The 17717-nt window shown below is 37.7% G+C and carries 13 protein-coding genes and 1 riboswitch; of the genes, 5 read left to right on the forward strand and 8 right to left on the reverse strand.

Annotated features, from left to right (window positions below):
* Positions 1–19: 19 nt before the first annotated feature.
* Genes hydA through ssnA form a run of 3 tightly spaced genes read right to left on the reverse strand, consistent with a single transcriptional unit; the run spans position 20 to position 5793 of the window.
* Positions 20–1393, reverse strand: coding sequence for a dihydropyrimidinase (gene hydA, locus IGI87_RS10170; RefSeq protein ID WP_104855342.1), 1374 nt, complete (start codon positions 1391–1393; stop codon positions 20–22).
* 29 nt (positions 1394–1422) lie between these two features.
* Entirely contained in the window at positions 1423–4428 is a 3006-nt protein-coding gene (ygfK, locus tag IGI87_RS10175) for a putative selenate reductase subunit YgfK (protein WP_438736927.1), read from the reverse strand.
* Between the two features lie 30 nt (positions 4429–4458).
* On the reverse strand, positions 4459–5793 hold the full coding sequence (gene ssnA / locus IGI87_RS10180; protein ID WP_113794480.1) for a putative aminohydrolase SsnA: 1335 nt from the start codon (positions 5791–5793) through the stop codon (positions 4459–4461).
* Positions 5794–6195: 402 nt separating this feature from the next.
* Between ssnA and IGI87_RS10185 the strand changes: the two genes are divergently transcribed.
* The 5 genes from IGI87_RS10185 to IGI87_RS10205 all read left to right on the forward strand — a co-directional run bounded on the left by IGI87_RS10185 (position 6196) and on the right by IGI87_RS10205 (position 10833).
* Complete coding sequence (locus IGI87_RS10185; protein WP_104855339.1) at positions 6196–6834, forward strand: helix-turn-helix transcriptional regulator; 639 nt, start codon at positions 6196–6198, stop codon at positions 6832–6834.
* Positions 6835–7039: 205 nt separating this feature from the next.
* The gene (locus tag IGI87_RS10190; RefSeq protein WP_002362254.1) at positions 7040–8392 is read left to right on the forward strand and encodes a Mur ligase family protein; all 1353 of its coding nucleotides are present in this window, start codon (positions 7040–7042) and stop codon (positions 8390–8392) included.
* Positions 8382–9074, forward strand: a complete 693-nt coding sequence (locus IGI87_RS10195; protein ID WP_174107051.1) for a type 1 glutamine amidotransferase — start codon at positions 8382–8384, stop codon at positions 9072–9074. Before IGI87_RS10190 ends, IGI87_RS10195 begins: the two co-directional genes overlap by 11 nt.
* Positions 9075–9188: 114 nt before the next feature.
* A riboswitch (PreQ1 riboswitch) is annotated at positions 9189–9233 on the forward strand.
* 77 nt (positions 9234–9310) lie between these two features.
* Positions 9311–10285, forward strand: a complete 975-nt coding sequence (locus IGI87_RS10200; protein ID WP_104855337.1) for a nucleoside hydrolase — start codon at positions 9311–9313, stop codon at positions 10283–10285.
* Positions 10286–10287: 2 nt separating this feature from the next.
* Entirely contained in the window at positions 10288–10833 is a 546-nt protein-coding gene (locus IGI87_RS10205) for an ECF transporter S component (protein ID WP_104855336.1), read from the forward strand.
* Between the two features lie 55 nt (positions 10834–10888).
* Here IGI87_RS10205 and manA read toward each other — a convergent pair whose 3' ends face one another.
* From manA to IGI87_RS10230, 5 genes are all read right to left on the reverse strand, one after another.
* A complete protein-coding gene (gene manA, locus IGI87_RS10210) occupies positions 10889–11860 on the reverse strand; it encodes a mannose-6-phosphate isomerase, class I (RefSeq protein WP_113794481.1) in 972 nt (323 codons plus the stop codon).
* 41 nt (positions 11861–11901) lie between these two features.
* Positions 11902–12945 (reverse strand): serine hydrolase domain-containing protein, encoded by a 1044-nt coding sequence (locus IGI87_RS10215; RefSeq protein WP_438736930.1) that lies wholly within the window; start codon positions 12943–12945, stop codon positions 11902–11904.
* Positions 12946–13074: 129 nt separating this feature from the next.
* Positions 13075–13944, reverse strand: a complete 870-nt coding sequence (locus tag IGI87_RS10220) for a VOC family protein (RefSeq protein WP_438736932.1) — start codon at positions 13942–13944, stop codon at positions 13075–13077.
* Between the two features lie 161 nt (positions 13945–14105).
* On the reverse strand, positions 14106–15974 hold the full coding sequence (locus IGI87_RS10225) for an ABC transporter ATP-binding protein (RefSeq protein ID WP_002356577.1): 1869 nt from the start codon (positions 15972–15974) through the stop codon (positions 14106–14108).
* Positions 15971–17698: an ABC transporter ATP-binding protein gene (locus IGI87_RS10230; protein ID WP_438736934.1), complete on the reverse strand. Its 1728-nt coding sequence runs from the start codon at positions 17696–17698 to the stop codon at positions 15971–15973. The genes IGI87_RS10225 and IGI87_RS10230 overlap by 4 nt, the downstream gene beginning before the upstream one ends.
* Between the last annotated feature and the right edge of the window lie 19 nt (positions 17699–17717).

Raw genomic sequence — 17717 nt, forward strand, 5'->3', positions numbered from 1 at the left:
ACTTCTCCTCCTTCTATTTTTAAGTTGCTTTACGAAAAACAAATTTTCCTTGGTTTGCCAAGATGACTTGCCCAGCTTCAGCAACTTTTTGACCTCTTAAATAAACCATTCGAGCCTGTCCTTGTGTTTCAAATCCTTCATACGGCGTATAATCGACATTTTGTAACTGCGTTCTCGCAGCAATCACGCCTGTTGTTCTGGGATCCCAAACAACTAAATCGGCATCACTGCCTTCTTGCACCACACCTTTTTGTGGATACATTGAGAATTGTTTAGCAATATTTTCAGAAAGCAAAGCAACCATTTTTTCCAAGGTGATTTGGCCCTTCGTCACACCTTCCGTGTAAATTAATTCTGGTCTCGTTTCAACACCTGGCATCCCATTGGGAATTTTACTAAAATCATCTTTGCCAACTGTTTTTTGTCCGTGAAAATTAAAACTGCAGTGATCTGTCGATATTGTATTGATTGCCCCCTCTTTAATCCCTTGCCACAAAGCCTGTTGATCTTCTCGTTTGCGTAGTGGCGGTGAGCAGACATATTTTGCTGCTTCAAAATTAGGCGCATCATACAAGTGATCATCTAATAAAAGATATTGAGGACAAGTTTCTACATAGACTGATTGTCCTCTTTGACGAGCCCGTTCCACCGCTTCTAACGATCGTTTTGTGCTTAAATGCACAATATTAATCGGCAAATCAGCCATTTCTGCTATCATCAAATATCTTGCTACCGCTTCTGCTTCAACAGCCGCCGGTCTTGATAACGGATGATAGTGTGGGGTTAGCTTTCCTTGAGAGACATATGACTGAACTAATTCATCTACTAAATCACCATTTTCACAATGAACGCCTAACATTCCATTAACTTTTTTTATTTCCTTCATCGCTTCAAAAATTTCCGCATCTGTGGTCCGCAAGTTATCATAAGCCATATACATTTTGAAGGAAGTAATACCTGCAGCAATCATTTCCCGAATTTCAGCAGCTATCGTTGGTTTCCATTCAATCATGGACATATGATAAGTATAATCACATGAACTCTTGCCTTCAGCCAATTGATTCCAAGCAGCCAAGCAGTCTTTCAATGAGCCGCCTTTATTAGGTGTAGCCATATCAATAACCGTAGTCGTACCTTTGGCCACCGCCGCTTGGCTGCCAGTAGTAAAGTTATCCGCCGTACTTAACGAACCTTTGCCATTATTTAATTCCAGATGCGTGTGCGCATCAATAAAGCCTGGTAATACATAACACCCCGTAACATCCTCAATCTGAGAATTCTCTACTGGTAAATTTGCCCCCATCTCTACAATTTGCTCGCCGTCAATTCGAATATCCAATTGACGACGATTATATGCAGATACGACGGTTCCACCTTTGAGCAGAATAGACATTCATTTATCCCCCAGTCGTAAATATCCTTTTATGCTTGCATACAATATGCATATTCTTCAATCATAGTTACCATTAATGCGATTAAATCTTCTGGTACATCTAATCCTTGATCCGTTAATTGAATCGTTGACACCGTTCCCCATAAACGCAGTAAACAAATTTTATCCACAGGATTTTGCACATAGAAACCTGAATTAGTACTATCATAAAAATCAGCTTCACTGTTAAATAAGGTAAATTTGTCTTTGTAAGGGGCACTTGCATAAGGACAAAATGTTTCACAGTTACCACATTCGTTACACATCCGATCAACATGGACAATTTGTGGTTTTCCTTCGATATACACAACAATATTTGCTCGGTTTGGACAGACATCCATACAAGATTCACAAATTGTAGAGCATTCTAAGCAACGGCTAGCTTGACTACAAGACATTTCGTCTGTCACCAGGATACCTCGTTTGTTTCTAACAAATGCAACATCACTATTTAAATTATCTTTTTCATAGTGATGATTGTGGACAAGACAAATATTATTGGCCGCTTTTGTTGCATCAGCGATTGCTTCAACAATTGTGGCTGGTCCTAAATTAGCGTCACCAATGACATAGACGCCTGGTATATTTGTTTCCAAGGTTTCTTGATTTGAAACGACTTTCCCATAGTTGTCTGTGTGAATGCCTAATGCTTGGTAAAATTCTGTATCTACTTTTTCGCCAACAGCGGCAATCACTGTATCAGCAGGAATATCAATCATTTCTCCTGTACCAACTGGACGACGGCGTCCAGAAGCATCTCGTTCACCTAGGACCATTTTTTCACAAGTTAATTGTTGATTTTCATGTTTAATTGGCGAAAGTAATTCTAAAAAGTCGACACCATCTTCTAAGGCTAAATAAAGTTCTTCTTCATCTGCTGGCATATTACGTTTATTCCGACGATAAACCACTGAGACTTTTTTAACACCAGGTAATGTTGTGGCTGCACGAGCACAGTCCATAGCTGTATTTCCACCACCAACGACGACAATCTGTTCTCCGTAAGGATTAATCGTTGGATTTTCTCGGTTTGCTTTTAAAAATTCTAGCGAGTTCAATGCTCGCCCAGATTCTAAACGAAGGACCCCGTGTTTCCACGCACCAATGGCATAAATAACATTCGTATAGCCTTGGTTTTTCAATTCTGCCAATGAGGGCGCCTCTTGTCCTGTACGGAATTCGGCTCCCATAAATTCCGCTAACTGAACGTCTTTTTGAACAGATTCCATCGAAATTCGAAATTCTGGTACAATCTGGCTACAAACGCCCCCAATTGTCTCGGATTTTTCAAACACGGTAACAGGCATGCCTTCACGTGCTAATAAATACCCAGCAGAGATCCCTGCAGGGCCTCCACCCACAACAGCTGTTTTAGGTGCATTTTCTTTTGGCTGTGGCTTTTCTAGTGTCGTCAATAATTCATCATAGGCATGTTCAGCTGCTTCTAACTTCACTTCCCGAATATGAATAGATTCTTCATAAAATTGACGTGTACATTTGGTCATACAAGGATGTGCACAAATGGTTCCAGTAATAAAAGGCAACGGATTTTTATCTACAATTACTTGCAAGGCCTTTAAATAATTGCCTTCACTTACATAACGAAGGTAAGCAGGAATATCCTGATTGATTGGACAACCGCCGTCACTTCGACAAGGAGCAATATAACAATCCGTTAATGGAACTGTTTTTCTTAGTTTGGTACTTTCTGATAATTTAATTGATTTTTGGTAACGCGCTTGTGTTTTAGCCTTCTCAACAACTTGGACTAATTTATCCAAGTTGACATGAACCATGTGAGGATATTTTGCTGCGCTTAAAACATTAGCAACTTGATTCATTCGTTGATAGCCACCGGGTTTCAACAGAGTCGTTGCCATAGTGATTGGCCAAATCCCAGCATCAAATATTTCTTTACTATTGAAAATATCTGCACCGCCAGAATAAGAAATTTGTAGTTTCCCATCAAATGCTTCTGATAATTTTTGTGCCAATGAAATACTAAGAGGAAATAGCGAACGTCCTGACATGTACATTTCATCACCAGGTAATTCATTTGCAGCAATCGTTACTGGGAAAGTGTTCGTAATTTTAACTCCGAAGCTTAGATTTTTACTATTGGCTAATAATTGCAGACGTTGTAACATCGGTACTGCTTCTTCAAATTGTAAATCTTCTTTAAAATGGTGATCGTCAAAAACCATGTAATCGAACCCTAACCCATCCATCGTTTGACGCGCATATTCATAACCTAACATGGTTGGATTACATTTAATAAAAGAATGGAGCCCTTTTTCACTTAATAAATAGGCCGTAATTCGTTCAATTTCGTCTGATGGACAGCCGTGTAAAGTCGACAGCGTAATAGAATGACAGACTTTAGGACTAATTGCTTCGATATATAAGTCATCTACATTTTTAAAATAAGATAGATATTTTTTGGCAGCTGCTTGGCATTCCGCCCAAATCGGCGTTCCTTCTGCGTTCTGCATTTCGTTAATATAACGATCAATTTTTGGTGATTGAATCCCAGCCAAATCATAACCAACACTCATATTAAAAATGAAACCATTCGGGTCACCTAGCTCAAACTCTTTACTCAGTAACTTCAAAACAAACCATGCTTTGACGTATTCATCATAAGCTTGAGGTACGCGCAATTCTGTGGACCATTCAACGTTGTAACATTCATCCGCTGCTGCGATACATGGTTTACTTACAGGTAAATCTTCTCCATCCAGTGTCTGGACTGTCTTAACTTCAAAAAAACGAGAACCTGTTAAATAGGCCGCAATAATATTTTGTGCTAATTGTGTATGAGGACCTGCTGCTGGACCACAAGGGGTTTCCATTTTTTCTCCAAATAACGGAATCGTTTTTGCAGGATCCGCATGATAAAATTTACGAATGCCAAAAATTGTGCCATCTTGTTGATACTCACTAAAAATCCAATTTAATAAAGCATCAATTGAGATGGGATGCATAATATCACTCATTAACGTCACTCCTTTTAATTATAATGAAAGCTATTGATTTACTCGTTTCCAGAAAGATTGTGCTTGCGTTTGCGCATCATGCCAAACTTTCTCTTCATCAATTCCTTGAACTTCACGATTACGCATCCGAATTTCTCCATTAATCACCGTGTCAGTGACCATCCCACCATTCATGCCGAATAAAATGTGCATGTTATAATTCTCTTTTGTCATTGGCGTCGGGCCATGGTAATCAACAATGATGACATCCGCTGCGGCACCAGGTTCTAAAACCCCTAGCTTTGTTTTAAAATAGCGATTAGCCATTTGCGGATTATTATCAAATAACATTGTGGGAATTTCTGCCCAAGCAGCATTTGGATCAGCTAAATGATGTTTGTGGATAACATTTCCTACCTTATAGGATTCCGTCACATCATTCGTATAACCATCTGTGCCAAGACCCATCAAAATACCATACTCATTAAACATGCGCATCGCAGGTGGGCACCCGACCGCATTCCCCATATTCGACTCTGGATTCGTGACCACCATTGTGTCTGTTTCTCTTAGTAATTCCATCTCATGAGGTCCAATATGAATGCAATGACCTGCCATTGTCTGTTTTCCTAAAATTCCTAAATCAAATAATCGGTTCACAATCGGCTTCCCATATTTTTTCAAAGAATCATGAACATCGGCTAAATCCTCTGCAATATGAATATGATAGCCAATCCCATCTGGCGTATTGGCTGCACATAATTCTAAAGAAGCATCTGATAAAGTAAATGCTGCATGCATGCCCATCATCGCCTTTTGCATCTCATCATTTCTTAAGGAACTAGCTTTAATAAAGGCGGCATTTTCTTGAACTGCTTCCCGCATTTTCTGTTCACCGTCGCGATCAGAAACTTCATAACAAAGGCAGGTCCGAATCCCTAACTCGTCCGCTGCATTAGATAATTGGGTTAAACTCCCTGTAATTTCTCCGTAACTAGCATGATGATCAAAGACAGTTGTAACACCATTTCGAATACTATCTAAATAAGCAACCTTACCACTTTGATAAGTGTCTTCTAATGTCAAGGCACGATCAATTCGCCACCATTGATCTACCAAAATATCCATGAAATTTTTGGGATGATAATTCGTTAAACTTAACCCACGTGCAAAGGTACTATAAATATGATTGTGCATGTTAATAAAGCCTGGCATAATCACTCCACCTGTAGCATCAATAAATGTCGCTTCTGGATAAGCTTGTTTTAATTCTTCTGTCGTTCCGACTTGTTTCACAACTTGACCATCAATCGCCACACACCCATTTTCAAAAAAATGATTCTGCACATCCCGAGTGATTAAACGCCCATTTCCAATTAATAACATGTATTCTCCTCCTATTTTTCAACCTACATCCCACATTCAGCAAACGCTTACAAATATATCGCTCAATCATTCACGAATATAGCTTGACTAGCTTGGCTAATCTATATTTCCTGCGAAAAGCATTTGAAGCGCTTGCATTTTTTACTAACGAACTCATTAACTTGATTAAAGTATATCATCTTACCTTAAAAAAAACAATGCTACCTAAAAAATATTTTTTAGAATTTTGACTGCCGTTATCTTGTATTATTATTTTTATCATGCTATCATTATTTTTCAGAACAGGTAGTACGCGACATTAAAGGATTTAGCCCTGCCTATTCCATTTAAAAATATTATGTTAAATTTGACACAATCTTATAAAAACTGTTTGTGCCAGGCACATTAGAAAGGAGCTTATTTATGTTATCCGACGAAAAACTTACTTTTTTAACACAAATTGCTAAAGGTTTAGCTGGTCAATTTGGTGAAAACTGCGAAGTAGTTATCCACCAAATCAATGAAGACAATATTAACAATTCGATTGTTTCCATCGAAAATGGTCATGTCTCTTCTCGTCATCTGGGCGATGGACCTTCTCAAGTAGTCTTAGAAGCCTTAAAAAAAGACCCCAGTGAGTTGAATGATCATATTAATTATCTGACCCGCACCCATGATGGTCGTATTTTAAAATCTAGTACAATGTATTTTAAAGATGAGAATGGTCGACTTGATGGTATTTTTGCTATTAACTACGACATCACTACATTGATTGCTGCAGAGTCGAACTTAAAATCTTTGATTTCCACTGCAGAACCTGAAGAAGATAAAGACCCTGATTACATTCCTCAGGATGTGAATGAGTTGTTAGACGATTTAATTCACGAATCAGTCAAATTAGTTGGTAAGCCGGTCCCATTAATGACGAAGGACGATAAAATCAAGTGTATTCAATTTTTAAACAATAAAGGCGCCTTCTTAGTCACTAAATCTGGAGACAAAGTTTCTAACTTCTTCAATATTTCTAAATATACGCTATACAGTTATATTGATGCGAAATAAAAATGGAAATCGATGGACGATTTGTTGTTAAGACAAGTCGTCTATTCTCTTTTTTTCTTCACTATTCTACTTTTTCTAAAAGACTTTTTAAATAATAGTAAGAAAAAGTAAAAGGAATTAATTTTTTATTTTAGTTATGGTATGATAGATTGAGTTTAATTTAAAATAACGAAAAATTAAAGATATAGAAATTGGGGGACAACAAATGGGGATTCGAAGTCATTTAGCAATTGCTGCAGGCAAAACTTCGCAATGGGTTTTACAAACATTTTTTAAAGGCGGCAGTAGCTACCCAGGGAAATTAGCCCTAAAAATCGATCCTAAAATTTTAGATACATTGGCAAAAGACTATGAAATTGTCGTAGTCACTGGAACGAACGGCAAAACATTGACAACTGCTTTAACTGTTAACATTTTACGCCAAGAATTTGATGAGGTATTAACAAATCCAACCGGCGCTAACATGGAGCAAGGAATTGTCTCTACTTTTTTAAATGCCAAGGCGAAAAAAGGACAAAAGAAATTTGCGGTTTTAGAAATTGATGAAGCAAGTTTAAGCCGTGTCACTAAATATATTCAACCAAAATTATTTGTTTTTACGAATATTTTCCGCGACCAAATGGATCGCTATGGTGAAATTTATACGACGTACCGCTTAATTATGGAAGGCGCCGCTGCTGCTCCTGAAGCAACTATTTTGTGCAATGGTGATTCGCCAATTTTTAATTCAAAAGAAACTGTGAATCCTCGCAAATACTATGGATTTAATCATTTACCACCGAAAGAGCAATTGGCTCATTACAATACAGATGGGGTTTTATGTCCAAAATGTAATCATATTCTTCATTATAAAATGATTACGTATGCTAATTTAGGTGATTACTATTGCCCAAATTGTGGCTTTAAACGGCCTGAATTGGATGTGCAGTTAACGGAAATGGTCCGGATGGATAACACATCTGCTGATTTTGTGATTGATGGCGAAGAATACGGGATTGCTGTTGGTGGTATGTATAATGTTTATAATGCGCTAGCGGCCACGGCGGTAGCAGAATATTATCAGGTGGCACCAGATAAAATCCGAGCAGGCTTAGCTTATGACGAAAAAGTTTTTGGGCGTCAAGAAACCATTAAAGTTGGCGACAAAGAATGTACGTTAGTTTTAGTAAAAAATCCCGTTGGTTTAAATCAGGTCATTGATATGATGGGCTTAGCCCCTTACTCTTTCTCGCTGGTTTCATTATTAAATGCCAATTATGCAGATGGAATTGATGTCAGTTGGATTTGGGATGGTAATCATGAAGCCTTTGCTGATATGGACATTCCAAAAGTAATTGCTGGCGGTGATCGCCATGAAGATATGGCCTTGCGTTTAAAAGTTGCGGGTATTCCTGAAGAAAAATTACTAGAAATTCCTGATTTAGAGCAAGTAATTTCAGAAATTAAAACATTGCCGACAGATCATGTCTATATTTTGGCAACCTATACTGCTGTTTTGCAATTAAGAAAATCATTAACAGCCCAAGGGTATATTCAAGGGGGAATGAATGGTGTCTAAAGAATTAGTCGTTTGTCATTTATATGGCAACTTATTAAATACTTACGGAGATAACGGAAATTTATTGATGCTTAAATATTTAACCGAAAAAATGGGCGTTACCTTCCAATCAGAAATTATCAGTATCTACGAACCGTTTGATCCCGAAAAATATGATTTAGTCTTTGTTGGTGGCGGGCAAGACTTTGAACAATTGATCATCTCAGAAGACATTCAGAATAAAAAAGAAGCTTTGACTTCTTATATTGAAAATGATGGCGTCTTGTTAGCTATCTGCGGTGGTTATCAACTTCTAGGACATTACTATGTCGGCGCACAAGGCGAAAAAATTAAAGGAATCGGTGCATTAGATCATTACACTCTGAGCCAAGACAACAATCGTTTCATTGGCGATATCGAAATTTACAATGAAGAATTTGATGAAACGTATTATGGTTTTGAAAATCATAATGGCATGACTTTTTTAGGTGAAGGTGAACGACCTTTAGGAACAGTCAAACAAGGCAAAGGCAATAACGGTCAAGATAACGGCGAAGGCGTTGTCTATAAAAATGTGTTTGGCTCCTACTTCCACGGTCCAATCTTAGCACGCAACAAAAATCTAGGGATTCGGTTAATTCGGACCGCTTTAGAGAAAAAATATGGTGAACCGATTGCTATTCCTGAAACGCTTTATAAATAAAAGAAGAATCTAGTTCCTACATATAGGGCTAGATTCTTTTTCATTTCTCCGACAACTATTTACATCTTTACAAAATATAGTAAGATAAAGAGGTGCATTTAAAATCGAGAATTTCTCGGACTGGTTCGGAAACTTCCCAGAATAAAAAACTAAGTATCTCTCAAGACTAACTCAAGTCATAGCTTTTTTAACACGAGTTATCATTTGCAGTTAACGAAAAAGGAGGATTGGAAAAAATGCAAAAAGTAATTATTGATTGTGATCCCGGAATTGATGACACGCTTGCTCTCTTGTACGCACTTGCTTCACCAGAGTTAGATGTCCAAGCGATTACCGTTGTCTGCGGAAATGTCCCCGTGGAGATCGGTGTGGAAAATGTTTTTAAATGTTTGGAAAAAGTTAATCGCTTAGATATTCCTGTCTACCAAGGAGCTGCTAGCCCTTTAAAACGGCCATTTGTTAGTGCACAAGATACACATGGTATGGATGGTTTAGGTGAAACTTATTTACAAAGAACTAGCAAAATCCAAGCACAAGCTCTTTCTGCTACCGACTATTTAGCACAAACTTTTCAACAAGCCACCGATTGCTCAATCATTGCCCTTGGTCCTTTAACAAACATTGCGTTGGCTTTACAAAAAGAACCTCTTCTGGGGCGAAATCTTCAACGTTTTGTCTCAATGGGTGGGACCTTTAAAAGCCACGGCAATTGCTCTCCTGTTGCAGAATTTAATTATTGGTGTGATCCTGATGCAGCAGCTTGGGTTTTTGAGGAATTAGGTACACAAATTGAGATGGTCGGCTTAGATGTCACACGAGAAATTGTTTTTACACCAACAATTCTCAATTATTGTCAACGACTCAACCCAAAAATGGGGAATTACCTCGCTGAGATTACTCAATTTTATTTTGATTTTCATTGGAAATATGAACGTATTTTAGGGTGTGTTATCAATGATCCCTTAGCGGTTGCTTATTTTATTGATCCTACGCTCTGCCAAGGCTTTTCTAGTTATGGACAAATTGTTCCTGATGGCATTGCTATGGGGCAATCAATGATCGATCAATATCATTTCCAACAGCAACCAGCCAATTGTCATGTCTTGACTACGGTTGATAGTCAACGGTTTTTCGTGAAGTTTCTATCCATTCTTTTAAATGTACAAATAGATGAGATCGAAAAGGATTTCAAAAATTTAAGGATGGGATAACCATGAAAAAAATAACACCACGAATCATTACAATTATCGCTTTTAGTGTTGCTTTAAACTATCTTGGCAGTACCATTGCGTTGCTCCTTCGCTTACCAATTTATCTTGATAGCGTGGGAACTATTTTTACAGGTGCGTTATTAGGCCCACTCTTTGGTGCACTAACAGGTATTTTAACAAGTCTACTAACTGGATTGACAACGGATATCTTTTCTCTGTATTATTCACCTGTCCAACTCTGCACAGGAATTTTAGCAGGTTTGCTCCTTCATCAGCAGTTAAAAGTAACCAAATTACCCTTTAAAACGTTGTGGTTAACAATACCAGGAACAGTGATTTCTTCCGTGATTACAGTTTGTTTATTTGGTGGAATTACTTCTGCTGGTTCCAGCATAATTGTCCAATTTTTATATGGTTTAGGTTTAAATCAGTTAACAAGCGTCCTGTTGGTTCAATTAATAACAGATTATGGGGATCGTCTGCTAGCAGTCATCATCGTCACAACTGTTATCGCTGCCTTACCTAAACGTTCCTTTATAACAAAATAAACTGTTTTAATGCCAAAAAATGAGGAAATCATCTGTTGATGATTTCCTCATTTTTTTAGCGACTGCCAGGTTCTGAAGCTATAATCGTTAAATCACCTTCAAAACGCCAGCTCGGAATATCTGTTGGAAAGATAAAGCTATCGCCTTTTTTCAAATCAAAAGTAGCCACATCTGCTTTTGTAGCATCTTCTGTAATCAAGCGACCTACACCTTCGATAACTGTTGCTAATGTATAAGGTGCTTGTTTTTTAACTTTTAGAATCCCACTGACACGCCACTCATAAACATTAAAGAAATCTGTTTTTACATAAGTAACAATACTTGATTGTCCTTGATTTTCTTGTTGAATAGAGAGGTCGGGGTCCTTTGCCGGAACGGTTGTCACATCAATGGATTGTTGAATATGCAATTCCCGGGTCTTTCCTTGATCATCGGTTCGATCATAATCATAAACCCGATACGTCGTGTCACTACTTTGTTGCGTTTCTAAAATTAAAATACCCGAGCCAATGGCATGAATAGTGCCGCTGGGTACATAATAAAAATCGCCTTTTTTCACTGGTACTTTTCTTAAAAGATCGTCCCAACGACCTTCTTTAATCATTTCTGCTAGTTCTTCTTTTGTTTTCGCATGATGGCCATAAATGATTTCAGCGCCAGGTTCCGCATCGATAATGTACCAACATTCTGTTTTGCCTAGCTCACCTTCATGTTTTTGGCCATATGCATCATCGGGATGAACTTGCACGGATAAATCATCTTCAGCATCTAAAATTTTCGTTAATAATGGAAAGACAGCACCACCTGCATGTCCGAATAGCTCTTGATGGTCTGCCCACAATTCATCTAATTTTTTTCCTTTAAATTCGCCATTTAAAACAGTACTAACACCATGTGGATGTGCACTGATTGCCCAATCTTCACCTATTTTATCGCTCGGTAAATCGAAACCAAATAGCGTGTGCAGACGATTGCCGCCCCAAATTTTTTCTTGAAAAACAGGTTGTAAAAATAATGGTTCTTGCATTGACTGTGACCTCCCAAATTGAATTCGCTCTCATTATATCACTAAAAACTAGTCATTTCATCTGAAACTGAAGATTTCTCCCCCAAATAGGTTGCCAGCAATTGATCTCTTTCTGCGATATAAGCGTTTCGGTGGTCATCTGGATGAACTCGATTGGATAAAAAGATAAACGCTGATTGTTGTTGCACATCAATTAGCAAAAAAGTACCTGTATAACCCGTATGGAATAATACTGGCCGTTGCGTAGCTACATCATATTTAAAATCCCATCCTAAAGAACGCGGTTTATCTGCAGCTGGCACTTGGTTAACTAGTAGCAAATCAATTGTCTCTTTTTTCAAAAATTGATAATTTTGATAACTACCTCGATTTAAATACATTCGAACAAATTTTGTTAAATCATAGACATTGCTAAACAAGCCGGCATTCCCTGCATGTTCCCGTAAAACAAATGCCTTAGGATCATGAGTTGCGCCTCGAATCACCCCTCTTTGTTCATGTAATTCTGTTGGCACACAGTTTAAAGGATTTTTTGGTAGAAACGTACTTTCGTTCATCCCTAAAGGAAGCAATACTCGCTCAGATAAAATTTCTATCATTGATTGTTGGAACATTTCTTCTAACATAAAGCCTAATAAAATAGTCCCTGCATCTGTATAAACGACTTTTTTACCTATTGCTTTGCCTGCGTGAAAAGAATGATTGTAAGCGTGTTTTAATTCTTGGGCATTCAGCTGATCACGATTAGGAATATAGCCTTGTAAATCTGCTGTATGTGTCAACAAATGACGGATTGTAATGTTGGAATCTTGAAAAGAGGGATAATAGGTTTGTAACGATTGATCTAGAATAATTTTTCCTTCCTCCACTAGTTGCAAAATAACGGTGGTGGTGCCGACTACTTTGGTTAAAGAAGCCACATCAAAGAGCATAGCTGAGGTTAATTGTTCTTTGGTGGGTTTTACTTGTGCGAGTCCCCAACAATTGGTCTCCTCTTTTTCACCTTCAATAAAACAAAAACTAGCGCCCGAAAAAACACCTTTTTTCATCATTTTTTTAATTTTCGACTTTGTTTTTTCGTACATTTTTTCACCTACTATTTTTAATATTAAAGGAAAAGTCTAGAATAAGTCCCGAACAAAAGTATCGTTAAACTTTTATTCCGACTTTATTCCAGACTTGCTAAAACAAGCTTATTTTGTCTGTCTAAGCGTTTATTTTAAGACAAACCACCATTCCAAGCCAATTGGATCAAACACAGTGACAATCGCTTTTTTCTGGTCAATAAAGAATTCTTGATTTTTCGCCGTTAATTGTTGTTCTATTGCTAAAATATGGTCTTGATCAGAGAGCTTAATGGTAAAGAAATCTAAACCTAAGTGTGGATCAGGTAATTGATCAACTTCACTTGTTTCAGGTTTTTGGAATCCAATGGTCGCTTTGCCATCTTCTAAAACAAATTGATCTTTTTCATTGCGTTTTAAACCCAGAACTTCCGCATAGTATGCTTTTATTTCTTTTTGATTGTTTGTTTTTAATTGCACATGAGCTAAATATGACCCAGCGGCTAACCCTTGATGTGGCTCTAAGTCCTCACTGATAAGATCTTTAAGCACAATCGGTTGCTTTTCAGAAGTCGAATTTGCTGTTGCTTCATCGTGAAAAATCTCAAATTGATTGCCTTCAAGATCAGTAATGAACATGCTTTGACGTGTGCCAATTTGGAAACTTTCATCAATTGGATAGTCTTGTTCAAGCACTCGTTTAGCAATTTGTAAAAATTCTTTTTCCGTAGGAACTTTAATTGAAAAATAAGCCATTTGCTTTTCTTCATTATGAAAATCTTCGGCTTTTCTGGTTTCTTCTAAAATTAATAATTGCGTTCCTGCTTCACGTGTACCCCAGATAGACAGGTTATTTTCTTCTGACTTTAAAACAAAACCCATTACTTTTTTATAAAAGTCGACCATTTCGCCAACTTTTTTCGCACGGATAGCAATTGTTTTTAATGTCGTAGCTTTTTCTAATTGAAATTCAGTCATTTTTTCTGTTACCTCCATTTTCTTCTCTCCCATTTTATACATCTCTTGCTATTTCATCAAGTAATATCCTGTTTTTCTCAAAAGAAAATAGAAATTTTTCAATTTCGCTAACTTTTTGTCAAAAAAATAGGGCTTTAGGAACCAGTCTTTACGACTATGGTTCCTGAAGCCTCATCATGAATTACTATTTTTTTCTTCGCCTTTTAGGCTACTTCTTCTGAAAACTGACTGTTATATAAATCAGCATAAAAACCATTTTTCGCCATTAATTCATCGTGGGTTCCTGTTTCCACAATTGATCCTTCTGCCATAACGATAATCGTGTCGGCATCACGGATAGTCGACAAGCGATGAGCAACTACAAAGCTGGTCCGATTTTCCAATAAACGATTCATTGCTGCTTGAATCAGTATTTCTGTTCGAGTGTCCACACTTGAGGTGGCTTCATCCAAAATTAAAACGTCTGGATTTGCTAAGAATGCTCGAGCAATTGTAATTAATTGTCGTTGACCTTGAGAAATATTGCTGGCTTCTTCATTTAAAATCGTTTGATAGCCTTCTGGTAATTTTCTGACAAAGTCATCAACATGGGCTGCTTTCGCCGCACGGATCACTTCTTCTTCGCTTGCTTGGTCATTACCATAATGAATATTGTCATAGATACTTCCAGTGAACAACCAAGTATCTTGAAGAACCATTGAAAAGTGTGCTCGCAACTCTTCACGAGATAAATCGCGCGTGTCAACGCCATCATATTTGATGCTACCGCTACTAATATCATAGAAGCGTTCCAATAAGTTAATTAGGGTTGTTTTACCAGCACCTGTTGGGCCCACGATTGCGACCATTTCCCCAGGTTTAACATTTAAATTGAAATCTTTCATTAATAATTTCTCTGGTGAATAGCCAAAAGCAACGTGCTCAAAAGAAACACGATAAGGACTATCTGTTTCCACTGGTACGCCAGAAGGTTCATCCACCATTTCTTCTTCATCTAACACTTCAAAGACACGTTCTGCCGAAGCCACCGTAGCTTGGATTGTATTCATTAAATTAGCGATTTGAGTAATCGGTTGTGAAAATTGATTGGTATATTGAAGAAATGCTTGGACATCCCCTAAATCCATCATACCATTCGCTACTTTTACGCCACCAAGGACTGCAACGAACACGTAGCCTAGATTTTTGATAAAGTTCATTAAAGGCATAATGATCGCTGAAATAAATTGTGCTTTGCGACCAGCATGGTATAATTTTTCATTTTCTTTTTCAAATACTTCTTGATCACTTTCTTCGTGGTTGAAACTTTTTACTACTACGTGACCACCGTAGGTTTCTTCGACTTGGTTATTCAATAATCCTAAGCTTTTTTGTTGAGCCGCAAAATGTTTTTGCGAGCGAGGCGCCACAACCATCACAACAATTAAACTTAATGGTACTGTCGCTAAGGCAATTAGTGTTAACTGCCAGCTAATGGTCAGCATCATCCAAAGTACACCCACAAATGTCACGATACTGGTAATTAATTGGGTTAAGTTTTGCTGTAAAGTACTCGCAATATTATCCATGTCGTTAATTGCCCGCGACATGATGTCCCCATTACTATGAGTATCATAATAGGAAATTGGAACTTTGTTCATTTTCGCTTCTAATTCTTGACGTAATTCATAAACTGTTCGCTGTGAAACACGTGTCATAATTACTTGCTGCAAGAAATTAAAGACAGCCGAAATAAGATACATGGCAATAACAATTAATAAAATTTGACCGATTTTGTCAAAATCAATTGGAAAAGAAGTTATTTTTAAGCCTTGTTTCATTTCCGCAGCGCCTTTCATGACGCCTTTAAAAATTTCAGTTGTTGCCTGTCCTAATACTTTTGGTGTTTGAATTTGGAAAACGACGGCTGCGATTGCTAATACTAAGACAGCAATAATTGACAGCATTCGTTTAGACATGTATCGAAATAAACGTTTCACTGTTTTCCAGAAATTTTTTGGTTTTGGCCCTTTTGCGCCAATGTTACGGCCTGGTCCACCGCCCATTGGTCCGCCTTTTGGTCGACTACTCATGCAAGGTCCTCCTCTCTCAATTGAGAATGTACAATTTCTTGATACGTTTGGTTATTCGCTAATAACTCTTCATGCGTTCCTTTACCAACTAATTTCCCTTCGTCTAATACTAAAATGGTCGATGCTTCCATAACCGTACTTACACGTTGGGCTACTAAAACGACAATTGCATCCGTCATCTGCTCTTTTAAGGCTTTTCTTAAATTAGCATCTGTTTTGAAATCCAATGCAGAAAAGGAATCATCAAAAACATAGACATCTGCTGGTTTTACTAAAGCACGAGCAATAGCCAACCGCTGGCGTTGTCCGCCAGAAAAATTACCGCCGCCTTGTTCAACATGACTATCCAAACCTTCTGCCAATTCTGAAACAAACGCCTTCGCCTGCGCGATTTCTAAGGCTTGCCAAATTTCTTCATCGGTCGCATTTGGGGCGCCGTATTGCATATTTTCACGAATCGTTCCTGTAAATAAAACAGCCTTTTGCGGTACAAAGCCAATCATTTCTCGTAAATTATGCTGTGATGTTTCTTTAATGTTTTTACCATTTAGCAAAATTTTGCCAGATTCAACATCATAAAAACGTGGTAAAAGATTAACCAGCGTTGTTTTCCCAGAACCAGTCCCACCAATAATTGCGACCGTCTCCCCAGATTTTGCTGAAAAATCTATATCTTCCAGTGCTAAGTTTTCAGCATGCTGGTAACGATAATTTACATGTTCAAACGCCAATGTTGCTTTGTCGCCTTTTAGAGAGAGTGGTTCTGGATTGGGTACATCTTTGATTTCTGAATCAGTATTTAGCACCTCATTAATCCGATCAGCAGAAGCTTGCGCCCGCGGTACCATGACAAAAATCATGGATAACATCATGAAACTCATCAGAATTTGCATGGCATAAGTCATAAAGGCAATTAAGTTCCCTACTTCTAGTTGCATTTCCGCAATATAATGACCGCCAAACCAAGTGATTGCAATATTGGTACCACTCATAATGAGTGTCATTAAAGGAATCATCAAAGCGACAATCGTATTCACTTTAATCGCCGTTTGTGTATAATCCTTATTGGCTTCATCAAAACGTTGTTCTTCATAGTTTGCTTTGCCAAAGGCCCGAATCACACGAACCCCTGTCAGTCCTTCACGAAAAACTAAATTTAAACGGTCGGTTTTCTTTTGCATGCTTTTAAATAACGGAACCGCTAAAAACATGATACCGCCCACTAAAACAGCCATAATTGGTAAAACATATAGAAAAATTTTCGTTAATTGTGGGTCCTTGTTATACGCCATAAAACTTGCACCAATTAACGTTAAAGGTGCATTAATCATTAAACGTAAAAACATTTGCATAACCATTTGAATCTGATTGACATCATTGGTTGTTCGTGTAATTAGCGAAGCTGTCCCAAATTTGTCAAATTCATTATTAGAAAAATTTTCAACTTTTCGATAAATATCGGTCCGTAATTTTTTTCCTAAACTTTGTGATTCTTTGGTGGCAAAAAAGGTATTTCCAATAGAAGCGACAATGCTAATCAAAGAAAAGCCTAACATGACAACTCCTGTACTCCAAATATAGTTAATATCTCCTTTAGCAACACCGTCATTAATGATATTAGATGTTAAAGTGGGCAGATATAAATCTGCGATAATTTGTACAATCATAAATAAAACTGCTGCAAAGACTGACCATAACGACATTCGTTTGACTAGTTTAATCAACTAACTTCTCCTCCTTTTT

The sequence above is a fragment of the Enterococcus sp. DIV1444a genome (assembly GCF_051712125.1).
GTDB classification, from domain to species: domain Bacteria; phylum Bacillota; class Bacilli; order Lactobacillales; family Enterococcaceae; genus Enterococcus; species Enterococcus faecalis.